The sequence below is a fragment of the Pseudomonas sp. URMO17WK12:I7 genome (assembly GCF_003269045.1).
Lineage (GTDB): Bacteria > Pseudomonadota > Gammaproteobacteria > Pseudomonadales > Pseudomonadaceae > Aquipseudomonas > Aquipseudomonas putida_J.
Genome location: NZ_QLTL01000017.1, coordinates 72,273 through 96,925, shown reverse-complemented (window position 1 = coordinate 96,925; position 24,653 = coordinate 72,273). Strand labels below are relative to the sequence as shown.

General features: G+C 64.6%; 25 protein-coding genes and 1 pseudogene. 8 read left to right on the top strand and 18 right to left on the bottom strand.

Going from position 1 to position 24,653, the window contains the following annotated elements; all coding sequences use genetic code 11:
• The first annotated feature begins 57 nt into the window (after positions 1 to 57).
• Positions 58 to 672 (top strand): LysE family translocator, encoded by a 615-nt coding sequence (locus H040_RS22270; protein WP_027919215.1) that lies wholly within the window; start codon positions 58 to 60, stop codon positions 670 to 672.
• Here the strand turns inward: H040_RS22270 and H040_RS22265 are convergent.
• Positions 620 to 1,345, bottom strand: a complete 726-nt coding sequence (locus H040_RS22265; RefSeq protein ID WP_027919214.1) for a metallophosphoesterase — start codon at positions 1,343 to 1,345, stop codon at positions 620 to 622. The two genes, H040_RS22270 and H040_RS22265, sit on opposite strands and share 53 nt — an antisense overlap.
• A 74-nt stretch (positions 1,346 to 1,419) precedes the next feature.
• Between H040_RS22265 and H040_RS22260 the strand changes: the two genes are divergently transcribed.
• The 3 genes from H040_RS22260 (at position 1,420) to H040_RS22250 (ending at position 2,996) form a co-directional block, all read left to right on the top strand.
• The gene (locus tag H040_RS22260) at positions 1,420 to 1,935 is read left to right on the top strand and encodes a DUF3016 domain-containing protein (RefSeq protein WP_027919213.1); all 516 of its coding nucleotides are present in this window, start codon (positions 1,420 to 1,422) and stop codon (positions 1,933 to 1,935) included.
• A gap of 78 nt (positions 1,936 to 2,013) precedes the next feature.
• Positions 2,014 to 2,757, top strand: a complete 744-nt coding sequence (locus H040_RS22255; RefSeq protein WP_027919212.1) for a carbon-nitrogen hydrolase family protein — start codon at positions 2,014 to 2,016, stop codon at positions 2,755 to 2,757.
• Entirely contained in the window at positions 2,754 to 2,996 is a 243-nt protein-coding gene (locus tag H040_RS22250; RefSeq protein WP_033696254.1) for a hypothetical protein, read from the top strand. Before H040_RS22255 ends, H040_RS22250 begins: the two co-directional genes overlap by 4 nt.
• 40 nt (positions 2,997 to 3,036) lie before the next feature.
• On the opposite strand, the gene H040_RS22245 is transcribed toward H040_RS22250, so the two are convergent.
• From H040_RS22245 to H040_RS22210, 8 genes are all read right to left on the bottom strand, one after another.
• Positions 3,037 to 3,537, bottom strand: coding sequence for a methylated-DNA--[protein]-cysteine S-methyltransferase (locus H040_RS22245; protein WP_027919211.1), 501 nt, complete (start codon positions 3,535 to 3,537; stop codon positions 3,037 to 3,039).
• A gap of 78 nt (positions 3,538 to 3,615) precedes the next feature.
• Positions 3,616 to 5,262, bottom strand: coding sequence for a fatty acid--CoA ligase (locus H040_RS22240; RefSeq protein WP_027919210.1), 1,647 nt, complete (start codon positions 5,260 to 5,262; stop codon positions 3,616 to 3,618).
• An 11-nt stretch (positions 5,263 to 5,273) separates the two neighbouring features.
• A complete protein-coding gene (locus H040_RS22235; RefSeq protein WP_027919209.1) occupies positions 5,274 to 7,043 on the bottom strand; it encodes an acyl-CoA dehydrogenase C-terminal domain-containing protein in 1,770 nt (589 codons plus the stop codon).
• Positions 7,036 to 9,501 (bottom strand): efflux RND transporter permease subunit, encoded by a 2,466-nt coding sequence (locus H040_RS22230; protein ID WP_027919208.1) that lies wholly within the window; start codon positions 9,499 to 9,501, stop codon positions 7,036 to 7,038. Before H040_RS22230 ends, H040_RS22235 begins: the two co-directional genes overlap by 8 nt.
• Complete coding sequence (locus H040_RS22225; protein WP_027919207.1) at positions 9,501 to 10,478, bottom strand: WD40/YVTN/BNR-like repeat-containing protein; 978 nt, start codon at positions 10,476 to 10,478, stop codon at positions 9,501 to 9,503. Before H040_RS22225 ends, H040_RS22230 begins: the two co-directional genes overlap by 1 nt.
• Before the next feature lie 22 nt (positions 10,479 to 10,500).
• Entirely contained in the window at positions 10,501 to 11,859 is a 1,359-nt protein-coding gene (locus H040_RS22220) for a DUF1329 domain-containing protein (RefSeq protein ID WP_027919206.1), read from the bottom strand.
• Between the two features lie 39 nt (positions 11,860 to 11,898).
• On the bottom strand, positions 11,899 to 13,854 hold the full coding sequence (locus tag H040_RS22215) for a DUF1302 domain-containing protein (protein WP_033696251.1): 1,956 nt from the start codon (positions 13,852 to 13,854) through the stop codon (positions 11,899 to 11,901).
• 87 nt (positions 13,855 to 13,941) lie between these two features.
• The gene (locus H040_RS22210) at positions 13,942 to 14,508 is read right to left on the bottom strand and encodes an RBBP9/YdeN family alpha/beta hydrolase (protein WP_027919204.1); all 567 of its coding nucleotides are present in this window, start codon (positions 14,506 to 14,508) and stop codon (positions 13,942 to 13,944) included.
• 178 nt (positions 14,509 to 14,686) lie between these two features.
• Between H040_RS22210 and H040_RS22205 the strand changes: the two genes are divergently transcribed.
• Entirely contained in the window at positions 14,687 to 15,697 is a 1,011-nt protein-coding gene (locus H040_RS22205) for an AraC family transcriptional regulator (RefSeq protein WP_027919203.1), read from the top strand.
• Here the strand turns inward: H040_RS22205 and H040_RS22200 are convergent.
• From H040_RS22200 to H040_RS22170, 7 genes are all read right to left on the bottom strand, one after another.
• On the bottom strand, positions 15,694 to 16,704 hold the full coding sequence (locus H040_RS22200; protein ID WP_027919202.1) for a YeiH family protein: 1,011 nt from the start codon (positions 16,702 to 16,704) through the stop codon (positions 15,694 to 15,696). The genes H040_RS22205 and H040_RS22200 overlap by 4 nt on opposite strands.
• On the bottom strand, positions 16,701 to 17,027 hold the full coding sequence (locus H040_RS22195) for a Rieske (2Fe-2S) protein (protein WP_027919201.1): 327 nt from the start codon (positions 17,025 to 17,027) through the stop codon (positions 16,701 to 16,703). Before H040_RS22195 ends, H040_RS22200 begins: the two co-directional genes overlap by 4 nt.
• The gene (locus H040_RS22190; RefSeq protein ID WP_027919200.1) at positions 17,024 to 17,677 is read right to left on the bottom strand and encodes a DsbA family protein; all 654 of its coding nucleotides are present in this window, start codon (positions 17,675 to 17,677) and stop codon (positions 17,024 to 17,026) included. The genes H040_RS22195 and H040_RS22190 overlap by 4 nt, the downstream gene beginning before the upstream one ends.
• Positions 17,674 to 18,978, bottom strand: a complete 1,305-nt coding sequence (locus tag H040_RS22185) for an MFS transporter (RefSeq protein ID WP_027919199.1) — start codon at positions 18,976 to 18,978, stop codon at positions 17,674 to 17,676. Before H040_RS22185 ends, H040_RS22190 begins: the two co-directional genes overlap by 4 nt.
• A 207-nt stretch (positions 18,979 to 19,185) precedes the next feature.
• A complete protein-coding gene (locus tag H040_RS22180) occupies positions 19,186 to 20,238 on the bottom strand; it encodes a 3-keto-5-aminohexanoate cleavage protein (protein ID WP_027919198.1) in 1,053 nt (350 codons plus the stop codon).
• Positions 20,239 to 20,306: 68 nt separating this feature from the next.
• The gene (locus H040_RS22175) at positions 20,307 to 21,155 is read right to left on the bottom strand and encodes a TauD/TfdA dioxygenase family protein (RefSeq protein WP_027919197.1); all 849 of its coding nucleotides are present in this window, start codon (positions 21,153 to 21,155) and stop codon (positions 20,307 to 20,309) included.
• Between the two features lie 13 nt (positions 21,156 to 21,168).
• A complete protein-coding gene (locus H040_RS22170) occupies positions 21,169 to 22,149 on the bottom strand; it encodes a quinone oxidoreductase family protein (protein WP_027919196.1) in 981 nt (326 codons plus the stop codon).
• Positions 22,150 to 22,365: 216 nt separating this feature from the next.
• Between H040_RS22170 and H040_RS22165 the strand changes: the two are divergent.
• From H040_RS22165 to osmE, 3 genes and pseudogenes are all read left to right on the top strand, one after another.
• Positions 22,366 to 22,962 (top strand): annotated as a pseudogene (locus H040_RS22165) (oxidoreductase); the annotation flags it as partial.
• 20 nt (positions 22,963 to 22,982) lie between these two features.
• The gene (locus tag H040_RS28210; protein ID WP_371260254.1) at positions 22,983 to 23,114 is read left to right on the top strand and encodes a hypothetical protein; all 132 of its coding nucleotides are present in this window, start codon (positions 22,983 to 22,985) and stop codon (positions 23,112 to 23,114) included.
• Between the two features lie 39 nt (positions 23,115 to 23,153).
• Positions 23,154 to 23,516 (top strand): osmotically-inducible lipoprotein OsmE, encoded by a 363-nt coding sequence (gene osmE, locus H040_RS22160; protein ID WP_027919195.1) that lies wholly within the window; start codon positions 23,154 to 23,156, stop codon positions 23,514 to 23,516.
• Between the two features lie 16 nt (positions 23,517 to 23,532).
• Here osmE and H040_RS22155 read toward each other — a convergent pair whose 3' ends face one another.
• Positions 23,533 to 23,862, bottom strand: coding sequence for a hypothetical protein (locus H040_RS22155; protein ID WP_027919194.1), 330 nt, complete (start codon positions 23,860 to 23,862; stop codon positions 23,533 to 23,535).
• Between the two features lie 217 nt (positions 23,863 to 24,079).
• Complete coding sequence (locus H040_RS22150) at positions 24,080 to 24,448, bottom strand: hypothetical protein (RefSeq protein WP_027919193.1); 369 nt, start codon at positions 24,446 to 24,448, stop codon at positions 24,080 to 24,082.
• Between the last annotated feature and the right edge of the window lie 205 nt (positions 24,449 to 24,653).

Here is a 24,653-nt window from a genome sequence, read left to right as displayed (position 1 = left end):
AATACCGGCGCTTGGGCAACATCCCAGACTGCGGCTTTCTACCCGAGAAAGCCCACCATGGAGCAGTTCCTGATCGTCGCCCTCGCCCACTTCCTCGCCCTGCTTTCACCGGGGCCAGACTTCTTCCTGGTTGCCCGCACATCGGTAGCGGCAGGTTGGCGTGTGGCCAGTGGCGCCTGCCTGGGCATCGCCTTGGCCAATGGCCTGTTCATTGCCATGGCCTTCGCCGGCCTGGCAATCCTGCGCGAAGGCAGCATGCTGTTCATCACCCTGCAACTGGCCGGTGCCGGCTACCTGCTTTACATCGGCCTGCTGTTCCTGCGCCATGCGGGTACTGGCGAGCTGACAGCCGTTGCTGCGCAGGGCGCAATCAAAGGTTGGTGGGGTAGCATGGGCATGGGCTTTGTATCCGGCGTACTCAACCCGAAGAACGCGCTGTTCTACGCCAGCCTTGCCGGCATGGTGGCCAGCGCCAGCGCAAGCTGGAAATGGCTCTACAGCACCTGGATGTTCAGCGTCGTGCTGCTGTGGGACCTGCTGGTGGCCGCAGCCATTGGCAACCCGCGACTGCTACGGCGCTTCGCGCGTGCCCTGCCCTGGCTGGAACGGGCGTCCGGGATCATGCTGATGGTGCTGGCCGGGGCGCTGTTGATTCATCTTTTGCCGGGCTGACCAGGCGCAGCCTGGCCAGGTCCATCAGGCTGAAATGGCCGCTGGCCCAGCCGCCGGTGTCAAGGTGCCAGACATTGCCCAGCTGCTTGGCATGCATCACCGGCGTATGGCCCACCAGCAAGGCACGCAGACCTGCCACGGCCTCGGCGTTGCCCTCTTTCAGGCGCTGACGCGACCATTGGCAAACCTCGCGAACGCCAGCGTCGTCTTCAAACAGCAGGCTATCGCGCAATGCATGCCAGTCGGTGAACGGGCTATCGGCATGCAGCAGGCCAATCAGGCCGGCTTCTGTCTGCACCTCCAGGGCAATCGGCAATTGCAGGAACTGTTCGACAAACACTGCCTGCTGCTCCTTGGGCATATCGATGAACCAGCCACCACCCGCTGCACGGTACATATCCAGATCCAGGCGCCCGCCATACAGGCACGTGATCGCCAGCGACTCATGGTTACCCTGCACTGCATGGAACCAGGGCTGAGCCAGCCACCACAGGCATTCTTCACTGTGCGGCCCGCGGTCGACCAGGTCACCGACGCTGAACAGCCGGTCTACCGCCGGGTCGAAGCCCACCGCATCCAGGCACTGCTGCAACCGCCGGAAATGCCCGTGAATATCGCCCACGGCCAGGTCACGTCCCTTGCTGTTGGCGGCTACCCGCCGAAACCGGCTCATTACGTTGTTCCTCTGCTGCCGCGCCTTGGCAGGCGTATAATGAAGCGACACACAGCTCACCCCGCAGGTGCATCATGCATAACGCTCTTGTGTGTGCCGTGCTCGTGGCGCTGTCATTCAACAGCATGGCACATGGCACCCCGCCTGCGCAGGTCGAGGTGCGTTTCGACCACCCGGAAAAATTCCGCGACGCCAGCCTCGATGGCCCAGGCTATGAGCGCGGCGCCGACCCTTACGTGATGAAAACCCTGACCGAGTACTTGCAGAAACTCGGCCAGCGTTACCTGCAGCCCGGCCAGCAGCTGGTCATCGACATCCGCGACATCGACCTGGCCGGCCGTTACGAGCCCTGGCACAGCCAGGCCTACGATGTGCGCTATATGCGGGACATCACCTGGCCGACCATCGACCTGAGCTACACCCTGAGCCAGCCCGGCAAGCCCGACCAACAAACCCAGGAGCGGGTCAGTGACAAGATGTACCTGAGCCGCCCAGGCCGGGCCTCCCACAGCAGCGACCGCCTGTATGCGGAAAAGGCCATGCTCGACGACTGGTTCCGCCAACGTTTCGGCCCGCACTCCACGTCCTGAAGTGCCACCCGGCTGGTACAGGTGAGTGTGCCGGGGGTATGCTCGGCCCTTGGACCTGTACCAGGGAAGGAACGCACCATGAAACTCTGTGCCGTACAACTGGCGTCGCGTAAAGGCGACCTGGCGTGCAACCTGGCCCGCCATCTGCGCTGCATTGAACACGCCGCGGCACTGGGCGCCGAGCTTGTGGTGTTTCCGGAACTGTCGTTGACCGGCTACGAACCGACCCTGGCGCGGCAGGTGGCGCTGCCGCTGAGCGCTGCCCGGCTGCAGCCGTTGCAGGCGCTTTGTGACCAGCTCGGGGTCAGCGTGGCCGTGGGGCTGCCACTGCCAACCGCCGAGGGTATTCGCATCGGCATGCCAATCCTGCGCCCGGGCCTCCCCCCCCTGGCGTATGCCAAGCAGCGCCTGCACGATGACGAGCGGCCGTTCTTCACCCCGGGTGATCAAGCCCTGGTGTTCGAAGCCGGGCCGCTGCAGGTCGCCCCGGCCATCTGCTATGAGTCGATGTTTATCGAACATGCCGCGCAGGCCCATGCCCTGGGTGCCGAACTGTATCTGGTCAGCGTGGCCAAGACCGCCAAAGGCATGCGCGAAGGCAACGAACACTACCCGGAGGTGGCACGCACCTTGGGTATTCCGGTGTTGCTGGCCAACTGCGTCGGGCCGGCCGACAACTTCATCGGTGCTGGCGGCTCTGCGGCCTGGGACAGCCAGGGCAATCTGCTGGCGGCGCTGGATGACAAGGCTGAAGGCCTCATCCTGCTGGACACCGCCAGTAACCTCGCGCTTGGGGTGCCGCTGGAGGATTGTGCGGTATGAAGTACGTGCTTTCAGTGCTGGCCAGTTTTTCCCTGACCTACTACATCACCGGCCTGTTGATCAGGAGCCAGCTGGCGGAGGTTGCCGAGGGGTTGCGGCACCGGCCTGATGCACCAACGCCAGGGGAATACCTGCGTGAAGTGCGGCCACATGCCCGCCGTGCGCGTCGCCAGTACACACTGCTGGCGGGGTCGGTGATGGCGCTGCTTGTTTGCCTGCTGGTGAGCGGGTTCAGCTGACCCTGAAGCAGGCACGGTCTTTGTAGGAGCGGCCTGAAACTTACAGGTCCAGGGCCAAGCTCTGCCGTCCTTCCAGCGCAAGCAGATACTGCTTGGCCGGCAAGCCACCCGCAAACCCGGTCAGGCGCCCGGATGCACCGATCACCCGGTGACACGGGGCAATGATCGAGATCGGGTTGCGCCCGTTGGCCGCGCCCACCGCGCGCACGGCACTGGGGTTGCCGATCTGCCGGGCGATGTCGCTGTAGCTGCGGGTCTGGCCAAAGGGAATGGTCAGCAAGGCCGCCCACACCTGGCGCTGGAACTCGGTACCGGCGAAGTCCAGCGCCAGCTCGAAGCGCTGGCGCGTGCCGGCGAAGTACTCACCCAACTGGCGGGCCGTTTCGCACAACATCGGGTGGCGGTCATCGCGGTGCAGTTCGCCAAGCCGCACGCGGTTCTCGCGTTCCTCCTCCCACAGCACGGCGGCGAGGCGCTCGCCGCGTGCCACCAGGGTCAGGGTGCCGACCGGAGACGACATGAAAGTAAAGGCGCTGGACATCTGAGTTCCCTACGGCAAACCCGTTTCAGCGCACTTTAACGTTGCCCGCCCCCCGCTGCACCCGCTTTCTTGCGCAGGTTATTCGGTAAGCAAAGCCTGCCGGATCAGCTTCTTGTCGACCTTGCCCACGCTGGTTTTCGGGATTTGCTCAACACAGCGTATCTGCCGTGGAATCGCCCACTTGTTCAGCTGGCCACTGTTGACGAAGGGCTGCAGGTGCGCAGCCAGTGCCGCCGCGTCCAATTGCCGGCCGTCGCTGCACACCAGCAATGCCAGCGGTTGCTCGCCCCACTGCGGGTCAGGCACGCCGATCACGGCCACCGCCTCGACGGCCGGGTGCTGGCTGATCAGGCTTTCCAGTTCGACCGAGCTGATCCACTCGCCACCGGTCTTGATCACATCCTTGATCCGGTCGCGGATGCGCACCACGCCGCCCGCGTCGATGCAAGCCAGGTCGCCGGTGTGCAGCCAGCCGTCACGCCATAGCGCAGCGCCTTGCTCTGGCTCGTTGAGGTAGCCCTGGGTCAACCAGGGCGCACGCACCACCACTTCACCCAGACGTTCGCCATCGTGAGGCACGTCCAGGCCTGCGTCATCGACAATACGTAGGTCAACCAGCACGATCGGCACCCCGGCGTTGATGCGCAGCGGCACCTGCTCGGTCACGGGCAATGCCAGGTCCTGCGCGCCCAGGCGGGTGACGCTGAGCAGTGGGCAGCTCTCCGACATGCCATAGCCACAGTGCACTCGAATGCCGCGGTGGCTGGCCCGTTGTGCCAGCCCTACGGTCAGCGCGCTGCCGCCAAGCAGCATCTTCCAGCCGACCAGGTCGGTACGCCGGCCCTCGTCGCTGTCGAGCATCATCTGCAGCACGGTCGGCACGCAATGCGAGAAGGTAACGCCCTCTTCCCGATACAGCCGCACCAGGCGATTGGGCTCGTAGCGCCCCGGGTAGACCTGCTTGATGCCCAGCGCCGTGGCCACATAGGGCACACCCCAGGCATGCACATGGAACATCGGCGTGATCGGCATGTACACATCGCCTTCACGCAACAGTGGCTCGGCACCGCAGGCAGCCAGGGTTGCCTGCTCGGCCAGGGTGTGCAGCACCAGCTGGCGGTGGCTGAAGTACACGCCCTTCGGGTGGCCGGTGGTACCGGTGGTGTAGAACAGTGTCGCCAGGGAATGCTCGTCGAAATCAGGGAAGTCGAAGCTGGCGCCAGCTGCGCCCAGCAGCGCCTCATACTCGCCCAGCGTGGGCAGTGTCGGCTGATCACAGGCACCATCGCTGAGGCGGATGAAACCTTGCACCGTTGGCAGTTCATCGCGCAGTTGCGCCATCAGCGGCAGGAAATCGTCATGCACCAGTACCAGGCGGTCTTCGGCATGGTTCATGGTGTAGCGGACCTGCTCGGCGGACAGCCGCACGTTCACCGTGTGCAACACCGCCCCGAGCATCGGTACGGCAAAGAAGCACTCCAGGGCGCGATGGCTGTCCCAGTCGAGCAAGGCGACGGTATCGCCTGGCTTGACCCCAGCCTCGGTGAGCACATTGGCCAGGCGCTGGATGCGCTCGATCAGCGTCGTGTAGCTGTAGCGCAGCTTGTCGGCGTAGACGATTTCCTGGTTCGGCCGGTAGCGCACGCCAGACAGCAGCAGGCGCTTGATCAGCAGTGGGTAGCCATAGGCCTGCTCGGCGGCCGGCATGATACGGGTGGTGGTCATCGTGGCATCCTTCACAGCAGGTCGGCATCAAGCAGGTACAGGCTGTGGCTACCCGCCTTGACGGAGGCACTCAGCGAGTGGATGCGCGGTAGCAGGCGCGCGAAGTAGAACCGCGCGGTGCCCAGCTTGCTCTGGTGGAACGGCTCAGGCTGCTCCGTGTTCATGGCGGCTTCGGCCATGCGTGCCCACAGGTAGGCATACAGCGTGTATCCAAACACCAGCAGGTATTCCACCGAAGCGGCACCTATCTCCCGCGGGTCGCCCTGGCCACGGTCGAGGACCCAGGCAGTGAGCTCGTCCAGGTTGTGCATGGCCGCCAGCAGCGGCGTGCCGAATTCGCTCGGCAAGGTCTCGGCATACGCGCAGATCTCGGCCGACAGCGTACGGTACGCCTGGCCGCCATCGCCCAGCAGCTTGCGCCCCACCAGGTCAAGGGCCTGGATGCCGTTGGCACCTTCGTAGATCTGGGTGATGCGGCAGTCGCGAATCAGCTGTTCCTGGCCCCACTCGCGGATATAGCCATGGCCCCCGAACACCTGCTGGCCATGCACGGTGGTTTCCAGGCCCATGTCGGTGAGGAAGGCCTTGGCCACTGGCGTCAGCAAGGCTACCTTGGCCTCGGCCTGGCGACGGGCGCCGGCGTCTTCGCTGTACTTGGCCAGGTCCAGTTGCAGCGCCACATAGGTGGAGAATGCCCGCCCGCCTTCGTTCAGCGCTTTCATGGTCAGCAGCATGCGCCGCACATCCGGGTGAACGACGATCGGGTCGGCTGCCTGCCTGGGTGCCTGGGCACCGGTCGGGGCGCGCCCCTGTTGGCGGTCACGGGCATAGGCGATGGCGTTCTGGTAGGAGCGCTCGCCCAGGGCCAGGCCCTGGATACCGACGCCCAGGCGCTCGTAGTTCATCATGGTGAACATGGCGTTGAGGCCCTTGTTCGGCTCGCCGACCAGGTAGCCGATGGCGCCGTCGAAGTTCATCACGCAGGTGGCCGAGGCCTTGATGCCCATCTTGTGCTCGATGGAGCCACAGCTGACGGCATTGGTCTCGCCCAGCATACCCTCGTCGTCGACCAGCACCTTCGGCACCAGGAACAACGAAATGCCTTTGGCCCCTGCAGGTGCGTCGGGCAAGCGCGCCAGCACCAGGTGGATGATGTTCTCGCTCAGGTCCTGTTCACCACCGGTAATGAAGATCTTCGTGCCGCTGACCCGGTAGCGGCCATCGGCCGCTGGTTCCGCGCGGGTGCGCAGCAGGCCGAGGTCGGTACCGCAGTGTGGCTCGGTCAGGCACATCGAGCCGGTCCAGCGTCCCTCATACATTGGCGGCAGGTAACGGGCCTTGAGCGGTTCGCTGGCATGGTTGAGCAGCGACAGGCAGGCGCCTGCGGTGAGCATCGGGTACAGGCCGAACGACAGGTTGGCGGCATTGAGCATTTCTTCGAGCTGGGCGCCGATGACTTTCGGCATGCCCATGCCGCCGTATTCCGGTGCGCCCGCGACACCCACCCAGCCATCTTCGGCGAAGGCCCGATAGGCGCTGGCAAAACCGTCAGGAGTGATCACGCGGCCGTTTTCCCAGCGGCAACCCTGTTCGTCGCCACTGCGGTTGAGCGGCGCCACCACGTCGGCAATCAGCTTGCCGGCCTGCTCGAGCACAGCCCGGGCGGTGTCGGCGTCGACTTGCTCAACCAGCGCCGGGGTCTGCGCCCACCAAGCCGGGATATCGAACACTTCGTTGAACAGGAAATCCATGTCGCGCAGTGGCGGAAGGTAATCAGACATGAGGCGAACACTCGGTTGCTTGGGTTGACGAACGTGATGCGGCAGGCGCCCGGCTGGCCGCCGGGGCGCCATGGCCACGCAAGAGGAAGTGCGACAGCGCCGGGATCAGCACCAGCGCGCCGAGCATGTTCCAGAGGAACATGAAGGTCAGCAGCAGGCCCATGTCGGCCTGGAACTTGATCGGCGACCAGGCCCAACCGACCACGCCGGCCGCAAGGGTGATGCCCACCAGGCCAACGACCCGCCCGGTAAAGGCCACGGCCTTCTGATAAGCCAGCGCCAGCGGCAGGCCGGCCCGCTGGTGGTGCAGTTGCACACTGAGCAGGTACAACGCGTAGTCGACGCCAATGCCCACGCCCAAGGCGATCACCGGCAAGGTAGCGACCTTGACGCCGATGCCCAGGGCCACCATCAGCGCTTCGCACAGCAGCGAGGTGAGCATCAGCGGCAGGATCGCCACCAGGGTGGCGCGCCAGCTGCGGAAGGTGAACAGGCAGAACACGGTGACGGCCAGGTACACCAGCAACAGCATGCGGTGGTTGGCCTCGCGCACGACGATGTTGGTGGCGGCCTCGATCCCGGCGCTACCGGCTGCCAGCAGGAACTGGCGGTCCTCGCCGCTGTTGGCCTGGGCGAAACGCTCGGCGGTGGCGGCGACTTGTGCCAGGGTGTCGGCGCGGTGGTCCTTGAGGTAGGCGATCACCGGCATCAGCGAGCAGTCGTTGTTGAACAGCTCCGGGGTGTTGACCGAGGCCTGCTGGGCTGCGTAGTTGAGCACGTCCTGGTTGCGCTGCAGGCTGTTCAGGCGCGGGTTGCCCTCGTAGGTGCCGGCGGTGATCTGGCGCACCGCATTGGCCAGCGACAGCGTGGTCTGTACCCCAGGCAACTGCTGCAGCTCCCAGGCCAGGCGGTCGGCCAGCACCAGCGTCTGGTAACGCAGGCAGCCTTCCGGCGGCGTCTTGACCATCACCGCGAAGGTGTCGCTGCTGAGCGCGTAGTGGCTGGTGATGAAGGCGTTGTCGCGGTTGTAGCGCGAGTCGGCGCGCAGCTCCGGGGCACCGCTGTCGAGGTCACCGATCTTCAGCTGCAGGCTGCCCCATACACCGATGCCCGCAAGCACCGCGGCCACCAGCAAGGCGCCCGTGGCCCACTTGCGTTCGGTGAAGCGGTCGAGCAGGTCCCACAGCCGGCCAAAGCCACGGTGCTGCGCTGCGCGGGCATCGATGTACAGCGCGCGCTCGGCGGCCTTGCGGCCCACGCCCACATACGACAGCGCCACCGGCATCAGCAACAGCGAGGTGAAGATCAGGACCGCCACGCCAATGCTGGCGGTGATGGCCAGGTCCTGGATCACCGGGATGTCGATCAGCATCAGCACGGCAAAGCCCACCGCGTCCGCCAGCAGCGCGGTGACCCCGGCCACGAACAGGCGGCGGAAGGTGTAGCGCGCGGCAATCTGCCGGTGGGTGCCGCGGCCGATGTCCTGGAGGATGCCGTTCATCTTCTGCGCGGCGTGGGACACGCCGATGGCGAAAATCAGGAACGGCACCAGGATCGAGTATGGGTCGATGGCATAGCCCAGCCAAGCGACGATACCCAGCTGCCAAACCACCGCCGTCAACGAACACAGCACTACCAGCAAGGTGCTGCGCACGCAGCGGGTGTACAGGTAGATGATCACCAAGCTGGTGACCACGGCCAGGGCGAAGAACGCCATCACCTGGATCAGCCCGTCGATCAGGTCGCCCATCAGCTTGGCGAAGCCGATCACGTGGATCCGGTACTGGCCGCTGGCCTGATACTGGCTACGCAGGTGTTCCAGCTTTTGCGAGAAGGCGTGGTAGTCAATGCCTTTGCCGGTGGCCGAATCCTGGTCCAGCAGCGGCACGATCAGCATGCTCGACTTGAAATCGCGGGCCACCAGGCTGCCGACAATATTTGCCCGCTCGATGTTCTGCCGCAGCTGTTCGATGTCGGCGGCCGCCCCCTGGTAGCCATCAGGCATCACCGGGCCGCCCTGGAAGCCTTCTTCGGTGACTTCGGTCCAGCGCACCGCCGGGCTCCACAGCGATTTCATCCAGGCACGGTCGACACCGTCACTGAGGAACAACTCGTCGTTGATCTGGCGCAAGGTCTGCAGGTAGTCGGGGTCGAAGATATCGCCGTGGGTGTTTTCCACCACCACCCGCACCGCGTTGCCCAGGCCGCGCAACGATGGGCGGTTCTCCAGGTAGTTCTGGATGTAGGGGTGGCTCTGCGGCAGCATCTTCTCGAAGCTGGGGCGCAGTTCCAGGCGGGTCAGTGCCATGTAGCCCAGCACCAGGGTGGTCAGCAGCATGCACAGCACGAAGGCCAGGCGGTGGTTGAACACCAGGCGTTCGAGGCGATTGCCCGACCGGGGGTCGAAGTCGGCGAGCTTGTGGATCACCGGCAGTGGATCTTGGCGAATATCGGCCATCAGGGTCTTCTCTCGTCGAAGGTGCGCACGCCCCGCTCGCCCACCAGTACCAGACCGGTAGCGGCGTCGTCGGCAAGCGCGGTCACCGGGCCGCGTATGGCTTGTGGCTGCGGGTTGAAGCTGGCGCCGCCGTCGCGGCTGAGCAGCAGGTCGCCGGCCTGGCTGGCCAGCCACACATTGCCGTCGGCGGACAGGCTGGCTGCCGTCAGGCTGGTCTTCACGCCACTGCTGACCGGCTGCCATTGCTGGCCGCCGTCCGTGCTGCGGTAGGCATTGCCACGCAAGCCGTAGATCACCAGCAGCCCGGGTTTGCCCACGGCACCGAACAAGGTACCGGCATAGGGCGTCGGCACCTGGATGAAACGCTGGCCAGCGGCATCCAGCTTGAGCAACAGGCCCTGCTCGCCGGTGATGTACAACGCGTCACCCACGGGCGCCAGGCTGGTCAGGTGCAAGCCTTGGGGGTTGTCGCTGTGGCCCTGCCACGGCAACCAGTGCTGGCCACCGTCCTCGGTGCGCAGCAACAGGTTGAACAGGCCCACGGCATAGCCATGCTGGTCATCGCTGAACCACACATCGAGCAAGGTGCTGTCGGTGCCGTCGGCCAGTGCCCGGCCATCGAGCTGCTTTTCCCAGTGCTGGCCGCCGTCGCGGCTGTGCAGCACCACACCGTCGTTGCCGACCGCCCAGCCATGCTCTGCGGTGGCGAAGCTGACGGCATTGAGGTCGGCGCTGACCGGCACATGGGCCTGCTGCCAGTGCGCACCTTGGTCGTCGGAGTACAGGATGTGGCCACGCGGGCCCACCGCCACCAGGCGCTCACCGGCGCGGGTTACATCACGCAGCGCACTGGTTGTGGCCAGTGCACTGGGCATGGCCGGCAGGTCCAGCACATCGGTGAAGGGCGCCGCTTGGGCGGCGCCTTGCAGCGCAGCCCAGAACAGCATCGCCACGCTGCATCGTTTGAAGACAGACATTGCGGACCTCTGCGCCATGCGCTCAGCGGATGCCGTTGCCGGCCAGCGATTCAGGCGACCATTGGGCCTTGGACAGCGGGTCGATGTAGCGGATACCGCCATAGGCACCGACCACGCCGTTGAGGTTGTAGGTGCCGCCGACCAGGTCGTAGATCATGAACGGCGTGGCATCCGGGGTCTGCTTGTCGTAGCTCTGGGTCAGGAAGGCGAACGAGCCACGGTACAGCTGACCGCGGGCGTCATACTGGTCGGAGGCCAGGGCGACCCAGCTGTCCTCGTCGAGGTAGAAGCGGCGCTTGTGGTAGATGTGCCGCGCACCGTCCTTGAGCTTGCCTTCCACCACCCACACGCGGTGTTTCTCCCAGCGCACGAACTGCGGGGCGAGGTGGTTGGGGGTGATCAGCTGTTTGACGTCGGTGTTGTAGGTGAGCTGGTAGGTGTTGTATGGCACGTACATTTCCTGCTTGCCGACCAGGGTCCAGTCGTAGCGGTCCAGGGCGCCGTTGAAGACGAACACGTCATCGTAGGTGCCGGAGCCCGAGGTGCCTGGGTTGGGCGTGTCGTAGGCCAGGTTCGGTGCCAGCTTGACCCGGCGCTGCCCAGGCAGGTACTGCCAGGCGCTGCGTGGCTGCACCAGCGGGTTGGCGGCATCACGCAGCATCATCGCTTCGCCGGCGCGGCGGGCGGGGCCGGTGTACACCAGTTTCATCTGGTAATAGGTGTCCTTGGCGCCGATCGGCTTGTTCATGTCTTCGTAGATCGGGTAGCTGATGTTGGCCTGGCCGGTGGTCGACAGCGAAGGCTTGCCGGCCGCATCGACGTTCCACGAGTCGTACTTGGCGGTCATGCTCACGCCCTGGTAGCGCAGCAGAAAGTTCCACATCGCCTCCGCGCCGTTTTGCGGGATCGGGAACGGGATGCCCGGCAGCACGTTGTCCACTGCAGTGCCGCCCTCCTGGCTCTTGGCACCGGTGGCGTTCTTCAAGGTGTTGGCCAACACCGCCTGGGGCAGCGCCACGCTGCGGTGGGTCGGGTAGACATCGACCCGCATGCTCGGGAAGCGCTTGAGCAACTCAAGGGTGGTTGCCGTCAGCTGGCCTTTGTACTGATCGGCGTTCTTGCCATCGATGACCAGCAGCGGCTTTTCGTTGGCAAAGGGGTCGGGGCGCATGCTGGCGCCGCTCTGGTAGTTGGCCGGCGGCGTCAGCAGGCCGCCCTGGTAGGCGGGGATCGAGCCATCGGCATTGGCGGCCTGCTCCGCGCCCAGGGTGGTCAGGCTCTTGCCCAGTTTGGCGGCCTGGTCAGGGGATACTGCGGCGTGGGCCGCGTTGAGGGCAGCCAGCGACAGGCACGTGGCCAACAGGGTGTTCACGTATTTCATGATTGTTGTTTTCCTGTGGAGTCTGTGGGGGTACAGGTCTCAGAACGTGGTCTTGAGGGTCAGGTACAGGGCGCCACGGTCTTCGGTGGTGGCACCACCGCCGGAGAAGGAGGCATAGCCGCCGCCGTAGCAGGTGTAGTCCTGTTCGCCATCGAGGGCGTTCGGCGTGCTGCCGTCGGTCTGGCCATCCTTGCAGGACTGGGTCTTGCCGAAGCTGTCGACGTACTTGAGGTCGACGAAGTACTGGTTGTAGATAGCGGCGCTAACGCCGACCGCATAGTTGCCGGTGTCCTTGGCACCACCGCCCTGCACCGGCGAGACGCCGTCGAGGCCGACGTTGACCGACAGCGGCATGCTCAGGTCCATGCCTGGCAACACCTGGTACCAGGTGGGGGTGAAGTTGACGGCGATGCCCCAGTTGTCGCGGGTCGGCTGGTCGATGCCGCGGTAGCTGCTCTTGCCCTTGTACAGCGCCTCGTTGTGGCCATCGAGCTTGAGCAGGTTGCTGTAGAACAGCTCGCCCAGCAGGGTCGCCGAGTCGAACAGCGGCGTGTTGCCGATGGTCATCAGGCCGTTGAGGGTCCAGTGCAGGGTCTCGCCGGTAGCGCTCAGGCTATCGCCGTCCTTGGGCACGTCGTAGATCACCCCGCTGCTCGCCAGGCGTGGCGGCAACAGGCCAAAGCCGCCGCCCAGGCCGGCGGTGCCGGGGGCACTGACGATGGCCGGGATGCTCGCCAGGGGCATGTGCTGGCGGATGTTGAGGTCGCTGCCGACGCTGACACCGCCGATATCCTTGGACAGGCTCAGGCCGTAGATGTCGATATCGTCGGAGTAGGCAAACTGGTAAGTGGTGCTCTGCAGCGAGTTGTACAGGTTGCCAATCGCGCCCTGGCGGCTGGCCGGCGGGGTACCGAACGGCCCCCGGGCCACCGTCATGCCGCGTGCGTCGAGCCATGCCTGGGGCAGGATCTCGGACGTCTTGCGGTAGTAGAAGCCCAGCGTGCCGCCAAGCCACTCGGGTGACCACTTGGCCATGACGCCCCAGTCGCCGCTGTTGCGCGGGGTCAGGTCGTCGCCACGGCGGATGGTGGTCAGCGCGCCGCGCACCGGGATCAAGCCCGGGGTGCCGGTGTGGCCAAGCAGGAAGCTCTGGGCGCCCTCGCCCACCACGTCGGAGCCGCCGTAGTAAGTGCCGGCCTCCGGCAGGCGCGCGGCATCCCAGTCGAAGAAGTACTGGGCGCCCAAGGTCAGCTCGGGGTTGACCATGAACGAAGTGGACAACTGGTTGCGCGGCACGAACAGCTCCTTGGCTTCGGTACCTGGCGAGGCCGCCAGCTTGGCCAGGTCCAGCCCGGACTGGCCGTAGCTCAGCGAATGCACCGGGTTGAGCAGCGTTTCACCCCAGAACAGGTTGTGCTGGCCGACCTTGGCGCTGATTTGCGACTCCTCGCCCACCTCGCGGCTGAAGAACACGAAGGCATCCAGTACTTCGCCAGACGGGCCGCTGTAGTAGCGCTGGGCATAGTGGCTCAGGTGCGGGCTGCCCAGCGGCACGCCGGTGCCCGGCAGGCCATTGAGGCTGGGGTTGATGCCGGACCGGTCACCGTTGCCGTTGACGAACGGGTTGCTGTTGGAGCCGGTATTGTCATAGGCCTTGTCGTACCAGCTGGCGGTGCTGACACGAAAGCCGGTGTTGCCCTGGTAGACCACGTCCAGCTCGGTCAGCAGGTCGAGCCGGTTGGTGACCGTGGTGCCGGCCTTGCGGAAGTTGTAGTCGCCGTCGTTGCTGTTGGGCGTGCCCAGCATGCGCTTGTCGGCGCTTTCGGTGCGCACGCCATAGTTGTACTTGACCGTGTTGTCGAAGCGCACGGCCCAGTCTTCGCTACCGGTAGTGACTTCGAAGGCTTGCGCGCCGGGCAGGCTGAGCAGGCTGATGGCGCAGGCGAGCAGGCAGCGCTGTGGCTTCACAGCACGGTGAATGCAGTGTTCAGGCATTACGATGACTCCACTTATTGTTTTTGTTGTTTTGGGCTTGCCCGTCATCTGCGGGCTTGGCCTGGGCATCCGTGCGCGGTTGGCAGATCAGTGGTCCAGGCGGCGAATCAGGTTTTCGGCGAGCGGCCAGGGGCCGAAACCGGCGGCCGGGTTGAGGTGGCCGACCGCGCCCAGGGCGACCAGCTCGCTGCCCCAGGCCTGGGCCATGGCCCCTGCGGCGTCGAAACTGGCCAGGTGGTCGTTGCTGCTGGCGGCGACAATGCTGGGAAACGGCAGCGACGCCATCGGCAAGGGCGACCAGCCCTGCTCGGCCAGGCTTTGCGGACTGGGGTAATGGGCAGGCCACTGAGCGTGCAAGTCAGGCGGAGCTGCCAGCAATGCACCTTTGATCGGCCGTTGGTAACGGGCCGCCCAGTGGGCCACCATCAACACGCCAGCGCTATGCGCCACCAGCAGCACCTCACCCTCTATCCGCTCCAGCTCGCGCTGGATGGCTTCCACCCGCGCGCTGCAGCTGAGCCCGTCGACTTGTAGCGGTGGCACGCTGCGAACCTTGGCCAGGCGCGCTTCCAGCAGGGTTTGCCAATGCTCGCTGACGTGCTCGCGCAAGCCAGGGATGATCAGCACGGTGGCAGTGGTTTGCAGTTTTTCCACGTCGGGACCTCGGCTTGGATCGGGTACGAGGTTCACAGTAATCAGGGGCCTCGACGGGTGCTTCACATTGCGCGTCAGTGGCTTTTCATTTGATGACATGGCCAGGTTCGAGCTTGTGCTTCTCAATTGATGACACGCACGCTATAACTCACAGACCGCCTGACGGAAAACAATAAAAATGCCCGCCCTAGTCCGTGCTGCCAGCCTCACCAATTACCTCGAAGTGTCCCGCCACGTGGGCCTGAACCCTAACGCCTTGCTCGCCCAGGTTGGCCTGAGCGCAGCACTGCTCGAAGACCCCAACCGGCGTATTCCGGCGGCTAACGTGATTACCTTGCTGGAAGAGTCGGCGCGCGCCAGCGGTTGCGAAACCTTCGGCCTGCGCATGGCCGAATCGCGCCAGCTCTCGGACTTTGGCGAGATCAGCCTGCTGCTCAGCCACCAGCGCAGCCTGCGCGATGCCCTGGAAGTGATCGTCCAGTACCGCCATCTGCTCAACGATGCGCTGGCCATCCATGTCGAAGAGGCTGGCAAGACGGTCATCATTCGCGAAGAAGTGATCAATGAGCGGGCACCGTGCAGCCGCCAGGCCACGGAGCTGGCCATCGGCGTGATGCTGCGCCTGTGTGCGGCGCTGCTGGGTGCCCAGTGGCACCCGATCAGCGCCAACTTCACCCATGCCGCACCCGCCGACCTGGCTATCCACCGGCGGATCTTCGGCTGCAAGCTGGTGTTCGGCAGCGAGTTCAATGGCATCGTCTGCCCCGCCGCCGACCTCGACAGCGCCAGCCCGCTGGCCAACGAAGCCATGGCGCGTCTGGCACGGCGCTACCTGGACACGCTGCCGGCCGGCGGCACGCCATCACTGGAACTGGAGCTGCGCAAGACCATCTACCTGCTGCTGCCCATGGGCCGCGCCACCATCGAGCAGGTAGCGCAAACCCAGGGCATGAATGTGCGCACCCTGCAACGGCGCCTGGAAGAAGACGGGCTGACGTTCAAGGACATGATCAACAACGTGCGCCGCGACCTGGTGATGCGTTACCTGGAGAACCCCAACTATTCGCTGGGGCGCATCGCCGACATGCTCGGTTACTCGATGCCCAGTTCGTTCACCCGCTGGTTCATCGCCCAGTTCGGCATGCCGCCAGCCAGCTGGCGGGCTCAGCACGCCGAACAGGCGCCTTAAAGGCCCCAGTGCATCAGGGCCAGCACCAGCAACACGAGGAACACGCTTTCCCCCACCATCAGCGCGATGGGCTTGAGCCCCACCGAAGCCAGGGCCTTGAGTTGGGTCTTCATGCCCAGGGCGCTGATGGCCACGACCAGGCAGCCACGCGACAGGTCATTGATGCCGCCCTGTACCGCCGATGACACCCAGCCGGTACTGTTGACGCAGGCCAGCAGCACGAAACCGACGGCAAACCACGGCAGCAACGGCGGGCGCTGGCCCCTGGCATCCAGGCCCTGGCGGCGAGTGATCATCGCTGCGCAGACAATTACCGGCAGCAACATGGCCACACGCATCAGCTTGACCACGGTGGCGATGTCGCCGGTTTCGGTGGACAGGCTGTAACCGGCGCCGACCACCTGGGCCACATCGTGGATGGTCGCCCCCAGGAACACCCCGGCCTGCCCCGGCGGCAAATGCAGCCACTGGGCGATCATCGGGTAAAGGATCATCGCCAGGGTCGACAACGCCGACACGCCGATCACCGTAAACAGCGTGGCGTGCTCCTTGCGCGGGTGCTGGGGTAGCGCCGCCGCCAGTGCCAGCGCCGCCGAGGCGCCGCAGATGGCCGTGGCCCCCCCGGTCAGCAGGCCGAACAACCGGGAAAAGCCCAGTGCCTTGGCTGCAATCACCGACACCACGATAGTCACCAGCACCAGGATGACCACCAACGCTACCGGTTTCCAGCCAAGGCTGGCGATCTGGTCGAGGGTAATGCGCATGCCCAGCAGCGCCACGCCCAGGCGCAGCACGCCGCGTGCGGTAAACTCGATGCCGGCCTTGCACGGTCCGTCGACAGCGAGGAAGTTCAGTGCCATGCCCAGCAACAAGGCAAACAGCATGACCGGGGCCGCATAGTGCTCGCTGAGAAAACTCGCCGCCGCACCCACGATCAGGCTGACTGCAATGCCTGGGGCCAAGGTGCGAATGCGTTGCTGTGCCGCCGTCATTACCAGCGTGCTCATTGCCCGCCCTCCTCGTCATCCAGCACGATGTACACCTGCTGGCCCTGGCATTCGACCCGGTAGCTATTGACCTTCAGCGCCGTTGAGTTGAGCAGGTAGCCGCTGGCCAGGTCGAAGCGCAGGCCATGGGCGCAGCACTGGATGACCCGCCCCTCCAGGCGCCCGCCGCACAGCGAGGCCCCTTGGTGCGGGCAACTGTCGTCGATCGCATACAGGGTATCGGCCACATTGAACACGGCCAGGCTCTTGCCGTGGCTCTCGACCAGCACACGCGCGTTGCGCTCGGGGACCTGGCTTGCGGCCAGGGCGATACGCCGGGTCATGCCGGCACCTGCACGTGCAAGGCTTCAAGCATTGCCGCCAACAGCACCTCGGCCGGTTGCGCGCCGGCAATCAGGCGGCCCTCATTGAAGCGAAAACGCGGCACCGCGCTGCCCGCGCGCCCGGCACCGTCGAGGAACGGGCTGCCATCGTCACGCAGGCAGTCGGCCACTTGCGCCGCCTCCAGCCCGCAGGACTGGGCAATGGCAAGCAGCACTCGGCTGTCGCCCAGGTCGCGGCCCTGATGGAAATAGGCAATGAACATCTGCGCCAGCATGGCTTCGAGCTGCGCGGCGCCGAGCAGGCTGGACGCCCGTTGCAACAGGCGGTGGGCATTGGCGGTATTGGGCATGCGGCGGATGCGCGTGAAGTCGATGTCTTCACCCACCACACTCGCCGCTGCGCGCACCTGCGCCTGGCGCTCGCGCACGGCCTGCTCGCTGCCCAGCCGCTGCACATAGAACGCATGGAATGGCAGGCCATTGGCAGGCAGGCCAGGCAGCAGCTGCACGCCGCGCCACTGCAGCTCCACCTGTATTTGCGGCTGCTCGCGCTGCAGCAGCAACAGCGCGGCTTGCAACTGCCGCTGACCGATCAGGCACCACGGGCAAATGAAATCGAACAATACTTCGACGGACAACGTCTGTTTCACGAACTCAACTCCTCGGTATGGCTGACCGATGCTTGCAGACGCTCCATGTCGCGGTGGTAATGGCGTTTGGCGATGAAGAACACCGCGGCGGCAGCGATGCTCACCAGCGGTACCAGCTGGAACGCGGCGTGCAAGCCGATCAGGTCGGACACCCGCCCGGTGATCAGCGGGCCAGTGGCCAGGCCCAGCAGGTTGTTGGCCAGGGTCAGGGTGGCGAAGGCGGTGCCGTGCACGGCGGCGTGGGTCAGGTTGGCGACCATGGCGCTGGACGGGCCGTTGGTGCCGACGGCGATCATCATGCCCAGGCAGATCAGCACCAGTTGCGCAGTACCCGCCGGCAGCGCAAAGGCCACCGACAGCAGCAGGCAGCTGCCCAGGCAATAGCCGATGGCCAGGCTGATCTTGCGGTCCGGGCGCTGGCGGCCCAGGCGGTCGCAGAGCATCGCGCAGAGGATCGTGCCAATGCCGCTGAACAGCACGATCACGGCGGCGATGGCACCGGCGCGATCAGTGCCCATGGCGTAGTAACGGTTCAGGTAACTGGGCATCCAGACAATGACCGTGCCGCCGACGAACAGCTGCAGGCCACTGCCGATGTACGCGGCAATCACCGAGCGCGATCCATACAGGGTGCGCAGCGGGCGACTGGCTTTGGTCAGGCCCTGCCCGGCGCATTGGGGCGCGATGCGGGCTTCCTTGACGATCAGGGGGTATAGCAGCGCCAGCACCAGGCCGAACAGGGCCATGCCGGCGAACGCCCAGCGCCAGCCCAGGTGCTGGGCCAGGATGCCACCCAGGGCCATGCCCAGCACCGAACCGAACATGCCACCGGCCATGAAGGCGCCGGCCAGGGTCGAGCGCATGTCGCGGGGGAAAACCGCCACCACCACGGCAATGCCGACGCTGCCGTAGGCGGCCTCGCCGACACCCACGAGGAAGCGGGCAATGAACATCTGCGGGTAGTTTTCCGCCAGGGCGCAGCCCAGGGTCGCCAGGCTCCACAGCACAGCCATCAGCACCAGGCTGCGGACCCGGCCGAAGCGGTCGGCCAGCAAGGACAACGGGAAAGTCAGCAGCCCGACCATGAGTGCGACGATGCCACTGAGCAGGCCGAGCTGGCTGTCGCTCAGGACCCACTCGCCCTTGAGCAGCGGGAACACGGCATTGAGCACCTGGCGCGACATGTAGTCGGAGATCAACAGGCCGAACGTGAGGGCGAAGACGACCCAGGCATAGCGCCGGGGGACGCTGTTCGAAGTGTCGGTGCCGGGTGCTTCGGCACTGGCGAGATAGGTGGCCATGGTGCCTCCTCGGGATTCTGTATTGTTTTTGTTCTTATGGGATGTTGACCGAAAAACGCACTGCCTTTGTAGGAGCAGCTTTGTGTCGCGAAAGGGCCGCAAAGCAGCCCCAATGATTCAGCGCTGGTGGATGAATGGTTGGGGCTGCTGCGCAGCCCTTTCGTGACACAAGGCCGCTCCTACAAAGATCGCCTCCGGGGCTTGCTATCAGGCCCGCTGCGGCACGCCCTTCTGGCCCGGCTGGCGGTTCGGCGCCATGCCGTTGGCCTTGAGCGTCTGCTCGATGCTGGTGTACTGCTCGCCAATGCGGTAAATCGCCCGGGCCTCTTTGCCGTTGGCCACTTCACGGCCCAGCTCATGGGCCACGCGCACGGTCTGCTGGATTTGCTGCACCGAGCCGAAGCGCTTGCCGTGCTGGTCGATGATGGTGTCTTCGTTGCCGCAGCGTGGGTGCAGGCCCATGGCCAAGGCCATGGTGTTGAACGGCAGCACGTTCTTGAGCAGCGATTCGGCCGTCAGCGTGCAGCCATCTGGCGCGCGGTGGATGAAATTGAAGAAGTTGAACGGGTTGGGGCCGTCGAAACCGCCACCGATGCCGATCCAGGTCAGGTTCAGCGGGCCCATGTAGTCGCCACGGCGCACGATGCGCTCGAGGGTTTCCAGGGCATGCATGCCGGTCAGCTGGAAGTGCGGCTGGATGCCACTGGACTGCAACCGGCGCAGGTGTTCGCGGACCCAGGCTGGGCCGGCGGGCACGGTCATTTCGCTGTAGGCGGCGTGGATCGCCGGGTGGGCCAGGGAGGTGCCTTCCAGATACTCCGGATACAGCAGCTCCATGATGTTCATCTGCGTGGTGTTGATCGCCACAGTCACCTGGTCGGGGCGTGGGGTCAGCTCGGCGAGCATGTGCCGGGTGTCGTCGGACAGCCACTTGGCCGCCTCGCCTTCGCCCTCAGGCGCAAAGGAAATCGAACCGCCCACCTGGATGATCATGTCCGGCACCGCTTCACGCACACCGGCGATCAGCTCGTTGAACTTGGACAGGCGCTTGGAACCCTTGCCGTCCAGTTCGCGCACATGCAGGTGCAGCACGGTGGCGCCGGCTTCATAGCAGTCGACGGCCTTCTGTACCTGCTCGTCCATGGTCAGCGGGATGTCTTCGGGGAAGTCCTCGGGCATCCACTCCGGGCCATACGGGGCGACGGTGATCACCACCTTTTCCATGTTTTCCGGGTGCAACGAATCATCGAAGAATTGCATGCAGTAGTCCTCGCTATTGTTATTGTGCTGTGCGCCGCGCGCGTGAATGTGTGTGTGCGGCGGATGACTCAGAAAGTGCGGCTGCCCTTGATCCCGGCACGTTCCATCTTGCGGTGGCACGGTGGGTAGTCCATGACCGCATAATGCTGGGTGCTGCGGTTGTCCCAGATGGCCACGCTGTTGGGCTTCCAGCGCCAGCGCACCTGGTACTCGGGCAGGTAGGCCTGGCTGACCAGGTAGCGCAGCAGGTCGGCGGCGCCGGGGTTTGCGTCCTGGCCGAAGCGCACGCGCTGGGGCGTGTGGTAGTTGCTGAAGTGGGTGGTGAAGGCGTTGACAAACAGCACCTGTTCGCCGGTTTCCGGGTGGGTACGCACCACCGGGTGTTCGGCATCGGGGAACTGCGCCTTGAGCGCCAGGCGCTTTTCGATCGGCATGGCAGCGCCGAAGCTGGCTTCGATGCTGTGGCGTGCGCGCAGGCCTTCGATCTTGGCTTTCACGTCGCCTGGCAAGTTTTCATAGGCCAGCACCATGTTCGCCCACATCGTGTCGCCGCCCACCGGCGGGCACTCGAGGCAGCGCAGCACGCAGCCCATGGGCGGTGCTTCGCGCCAGGTAGCGTCGGTGTGCCAGGCGTTTTCATAACGGTCGTTGGGCTGGTCGGGGCGCTTGTAGATCTGCACCAGGCCAGGGTGCTCCGGGTCGCTACCGGCGACCGGGTGGTCTTCCAGCTCGCCAAAGCGCCGGGCAAACGCCACGTGTTCGGCACGGCTGAAGTGCTGGTCACGCAGGAACAGCACACGGTGCCTGAGCAACTGCGCGCGCAGTTGCTCGAACAGGTCGTCGTCGTGGATCGCGTCAGCCAGGTTGACGCCGCTTATCTCGGCGCCGATCGCACAGGTCAGTGGTTCGATGTGCATGCTGTTGCCCTCTTCAGATGACGAAGATCGACGAGCCGGTGGTCCTGCGTGCTTCCAGGTCGCGATGGGCCTGGACGGCGTCCTGCAGTGCATAGTGCTGGTTGATTTCGATGCGGATGCGGCCACTGCTGACATGGTCGAACAGCTCGCCCGCCAGCTCGGCCTTTTCCGCAGGGTCGGCGATGAAGTCGGCCAGCGCCGGGCGGGTCAGCTGCAACGAGCCCTTGATCGCCAGCAACTGTGGGTCGAACGGCGGGATGGTGCCGGAGGCGGTACCCACGCACACCATCAGGCCTCGGCGCTTGAGCGAATCGAGCGAGCCCATGAAGGTGTCCTTGCCAACGCTGTCGAATACCACGCTGACGCCGACGCCATCGGTAAGCTCACGTACCCGGCTGGCCACGTCCTCGACGCTGTAATTGATGATCTGATTGCAGCCGTGGGCGCGGGCGACCTCAGCCTTGGCCTCGGTGGATACCGTGCCGATCACGTTCAGCCCCAGGAGCCGCGCCCACTGCGCGACGATCAGGCCAACGCCCCCCGCCGCCGCATGCAGCAGCACCGTGTCGCCGGGCTTGAAGTCATACAGCCGGCGCATCAGGTAGGCCGCGGTCAGGCCGCGCATGGTCATGGCGGCGGCGGTCTCGAAGGCGATGGTCTCCGGCAGTTTGATCAGCGCAGCTGCAGGGATCAGACGCTCGGTACAATATGCACCAAGGGTATTGAGAAAGCCGGTGTAGGTGACCCGGTCACCCACCGCTATCTGGGTCACGCCCTCGCCTACCGCCTGCACCACACCGGACGCTTCCACCCCAATGCCATTGGGCAGCGGGATCGGGTAGGTGCCATTGCGGAAGTAGGTGTCGGCATAGTTCAGGCCAACCGCCACCTGGCGCAGGCGCACCTGCCCCGGGCCGGGCTCACCGACCTCGGCATCCTCGTAGCGCAGCACTTCGGGACCACCGGTCTGATGGAAACGTACGACTTTGGACATGCTTGTCTCTCCAATCATCGATCTGGACGCAGGGCGTCAGTTCTGGGTAATTGGAATGTAAGCGCTCGGGGGGCGGGGTGCTTCGCATCGGGCGACAGCGGGTTTTCATTTGATGACAGATCGCCGGGCCTGGGGCTGCATTTTCTTGATGGTGATCAGCGCTGCGCCTTGTCGGTCTCGCCTTCCTGCCATTCGGTAATCAGGCGCTGGGCATTTGACAGCCAGCAATTGCAGCGCTTTCGCCAATGGACAGAGGCCGGACGCGCCAAGGCTGCGCAATTCTGGATGCAGATCAACCACCCGAGCCGGCAGATGCAGGCCAACCTCGGCCAGACAACCGTCGCACCCTCGGCAGTGGTGCTGGACATGGGCAGTTTGTCGAAGCTGTTCCCGCAGCCCAAGGCCTTGGACGAACGCGAAATCGCCGCGCTGATCCAACGCTTCGCCCGTACTGCGGCGCTGGCCGAACAAGCCGGCTTCAGCGGCGTGCAGGTCCACGCTGCGCACGGCTACCTGCTTAGCCAATTCCTCTCGCCGTTGACCAACCAGCGCCAGGACCGTTGGGGCGGCAGCCTGGAAAACCGTGCGCGCCTGTTGCTGGAAGTGGTCAAGGCCGTGCGCGAGGTGGTGTCGCCCGCCTTCAGCGTGGCGGTCAAGCTCAACTCGGCCGACTTCCAGCGTGGCGGCTTCGAACCTGCGGATGCACACCAGGTCGTGTTGTGGCTGAACGAGCTACCCGTTGACCTGGTGGAGCTGTCTGGCGGCAGCTACGAAGCACCGGCCATGCAAGGTGATGCCCGGGACGGCCGCACCTGGCCCTGGTGAAGTTGCAGATGCGCCGGCTGGCCGCCGGCAGCAAACCGAATGCCAAGGCCTCGCCCCTGCGTGCCCTGCTGCTGGAGCAGTGGCGCACGCTACGCCGGGTGAAGCAATACAGGCGTATGATGAATAACCGACTGGATTGATGCTGTTCCGTAACGGCGTTCGCTGACGGGAGCACTGCCATGAACAAATCAACTTGTGCGCTGCTGATAGTGGCAGCGTTCACGGGCTGTTCAAGTAACTCATCCCTCTACCATGACCAGCCGCTGGTAGCCAACGTCACTAACGGCATGAGCAGAGAGCACGTACTGCAGATAGGTGGCAAACCAGGCGCCGAGTCCGACCGCACGGTAGTCGCAGGCACTTGCTTCGATTACATGCTTACCCAGCCGGGGCAAAAGCAGCAGCCTTACATGGTCAGCTTCGATCAGGCCGGGAAGGTCGACAAGACCAGTTTCATGACCTGCGCCGAGTGGAGCAATGCACAGCACAAATCCCGGCAAGCGTTGCCCAGCATGGGCGGCATGGGTGGTTCAGGCTATTGATGCCGCTGATAGCCCGCTACTCCAGGCACTCTCTGGCGGCCAGGCGCAACTTGTCACTCGACAGGAAACTGCCTTTATAGAAAGTTGCCCGGCTGCCATCGTGATAATCAACGACTTCCAGCACTTCGTCTGACGTCACGGCGCTCGGCGCGGTCAACCGATAACCATGGTTGATCGACTTTTGCGTGGTCTGGGGGGCCAGTGCCTGCCACTTTGGCAGCACGCAGGCGGCGTAATCTTGCGGGGATTTGGCAGTCAGCTTGCTGGCGGTAGGCTTGCCTGGGTTTGCGCAAGCAGTAAGGCTAAGAATGAGTGCTGAACAGGACAGGATGCGAAAGGTTGGCATTTGCAATTAACCAGACTGGAACGTGCGCCATTCTAGCCGGGTTCGGGCTAAAGGACTAATCCACCAAGGTCGTGTCCAGGCCTGACGGTGATGGCGAGACTTCTGTCGAATGGGCAAACCGGTTCATTCCCTTAGAATGAAAAACGCTGATGGATCAGCACCCATCGCAAAAAGCCCGCTCTCATGTGCGGGCTTTTTGCCCTTGCAGATCAACGCATCAGGCCTTTTTGCACATCAACGCAGCATCGAGCAACCTGCCATGGTCGTACCAGGCGTCGCGCTGGTAGGCGATGAACTGGCGCTGGGTACCAGTGCCGCGCAGTTCCACCAGGCCATCGGCCTTATTGGGGTCGGGACTTTCCACGTACAGTTTGACCGAGTTATCGCCGTCGACTTCATAGGTTTTCACGTTGCCTTGAAGTTCGCCTTGCACGCAACCCAGATAGGCTGGCGCGCTTCTTTCGGTGGTGCCAGAGGTATAGTCGTGGCCAGCGCGCACATCCGGGTTCTGCGCGCACCCGGCCATGAACAACGCGGCGAAAGTGGATAACAGTACAGCGCCTGTGACCGTTCTAGAGCTCTTCACGCGACACGCTCCTGCTGCCCCATCGGGAACTTAGGAAAGAGTTGCCAGCACACCACGCCCTTTTTAGTTGTCATCGGCCCATCGTACTGCGCACCGTGCGCAGCACAATAGGCTTTTTTGCTATATGGGTGATGGCCGGTGACCGGCCATGGTTCCGCTTTCGCATTATTTCTTTAGCCGAGCGGAACGTTTTCAACTTGCCACA

What these genes read in the sequence shown, in the direction of transcription:
- H040_RS22270 (WP_027919215.1), top strand. Translation starts at nt 58, where the DNA reads ATGGAGCAGTTCCTGATCGTCGCCCTCGCCCACTTCCTCGCCCTGCTT.
- H040_RS22265 (WP_027919214.1), bottom strand. Translation starts at nt 1,345, where the DNA reads ATGAGCCGGTTTCGGCGGGTAGCCGCCAACAGCAAGGGACGTGACCTG.
- H040_RS22260 (WP_027919213.1), top strand. Translation starts at nt 1,420, where the DNA reads ATGCATAACGCTCTTGTGTGTGCCGTGCTCGTGGCGCTGTCATTCAAC.
- H040_RS22255 (WP_027919212.1), top strand. Translation starts at nt 2,014, where the DNA reads ATGAAACTCTGTGCCGTACAACTGGCGTCGCGTAAAGGCGACCTGGCG.
- H040_RS22250 (WP_033696254.1), top strand. Translation starts at nt 2,754, where the DNA reads ATGAAGTACGTGCTTTCAGTGCTGGCCAGTTTTTCCCTGACCTACTAC.
- H040_RS22245 (WP_027919211.1), bottom strand. Translation starts at nt 3,537, where the DNA reads ATGTCCAGCGCCTTTACTTTCATGTCGTCTCCGGTCGGCACCCTGACC.
- H040_RS22240 (WP_027919210.1), bottom strand. Translation starts at nt 5,262, where the DNA reads ATGACCACCACCCGTATCATGCCGGCCGCCGAGCAGGCCTATGGCTAC.
- H040_RS22235 (WP_027919209.1), bottom strand. Translation starts at nt 7,043, where the DNA reads ATGTCTGATTACCTTCCGCCACTGCGCGACATGGATTTCCTGTTCAAC.
- H040_RS22230 (WP_027919208.1), bottom strand. Translation starts at nt 9,501, where the DNA reads ATGGCCGATATTCGCCAAGATCCACTGCCGGTGATCCACAAGCTCGCC.
- H040_RS22225 (WP_027919207.1), bottom strand. Translation starts at nt 10,478, where the DNA reads ATGTCTGTCTTCAAACGATGCAGCGTGGCGATGCTGTTCTGGGCTGCG.
- H040_RS22220 (WP_027919206.1), bottom strand. Translation starts at nt 11,859, where the DNA reads ATGAAATACGTGAACACCCTGTTGGCCACGTGCCTGTCGCTGGCTGCC.
- H040_RS22215 (WP_033696251.1), bottom strand. Translation starts at nt 13,854, where the DNA reads ATGCCTGAACACTGCATTCACCGTGCTGTGAAGCCACAGCGCTGCCTG.
- H040_RS22205 (WP_027919203.1), top strand. Translation starts at nt 14,687, where the DNA reads ATGCCCGCCCTAGTCCGTGCTGCCAGCCTCACCAATTACCTCGAAGTG.
- H040_RS22200 (WP_027919202.1), bottom strand. Translation starts at nt 16,704, where the DNA reads ATGAGCACGCTGGTAATGACGGCGGCACAGCAACGCATTCGCACCTTG.
- H040_RS22195 (WP_027919201.1), bottom strand. Translation starts at nt 17,027, where the DNA reads ATGACCCGGCGTATCGCCCTGGCCGCAAGCCAGGTCCCCGAGCGCAAC.
- H040_RS22185 (WP_027919199.1), bottom strand. Translation starts at nt 18,978, where the DNA reads ATGGCCACCTATCTCGCCAGTGCCGAAGCACCCGGCACCGACACTTCG.
- H040_RS22180 (WP_027919198.1), bottom strand. Translation starts at nt 20,238, where the DNA reads ATGCAATTCTTCGATGATTCGTTGCACCCGGAAAACATGGAAAAGGTG.
- H040_RS22175 (WP_027919197.1), bottom strand. Translation starts at nt 21,155, where the DNA reads ATGCACATCGAACCACTGACCTGTGCGATCGGCGCCGAGATAAGCGGC.
- H040_RS22170 (WP_027919196.1), bottom strand. Translation starts at nt 22,149, where the DNA reads ATGTCCAAAGTCGTACGTTTCCATCAGACCGGTGGTCCCGAAGTGCTG.
- H040_RS28210 (WP_371260254.1), top strand. Translation starts at nt 22,983, where the DNA reads ATGCGCCGGCTGGCCGCCGGCAGCAAACCGAATGCCAAGGCCTCGCCC.
- osmE (WP_027919195.1), top strand. Translation starts at nt 23,154, where the DNA reads ATGAACAAATCAACTTGTGCGCTGCTGATAGTGGCAGCGTTCACGGGC.
- H040_RS22155 (WP_027919194.1), bottom strand. Translation starts at nt 23,862, where the DNA reads ATGCCAACCTTTCGCATCCTGTCCTGTTCAGCACTCATTCTTAGCCTT.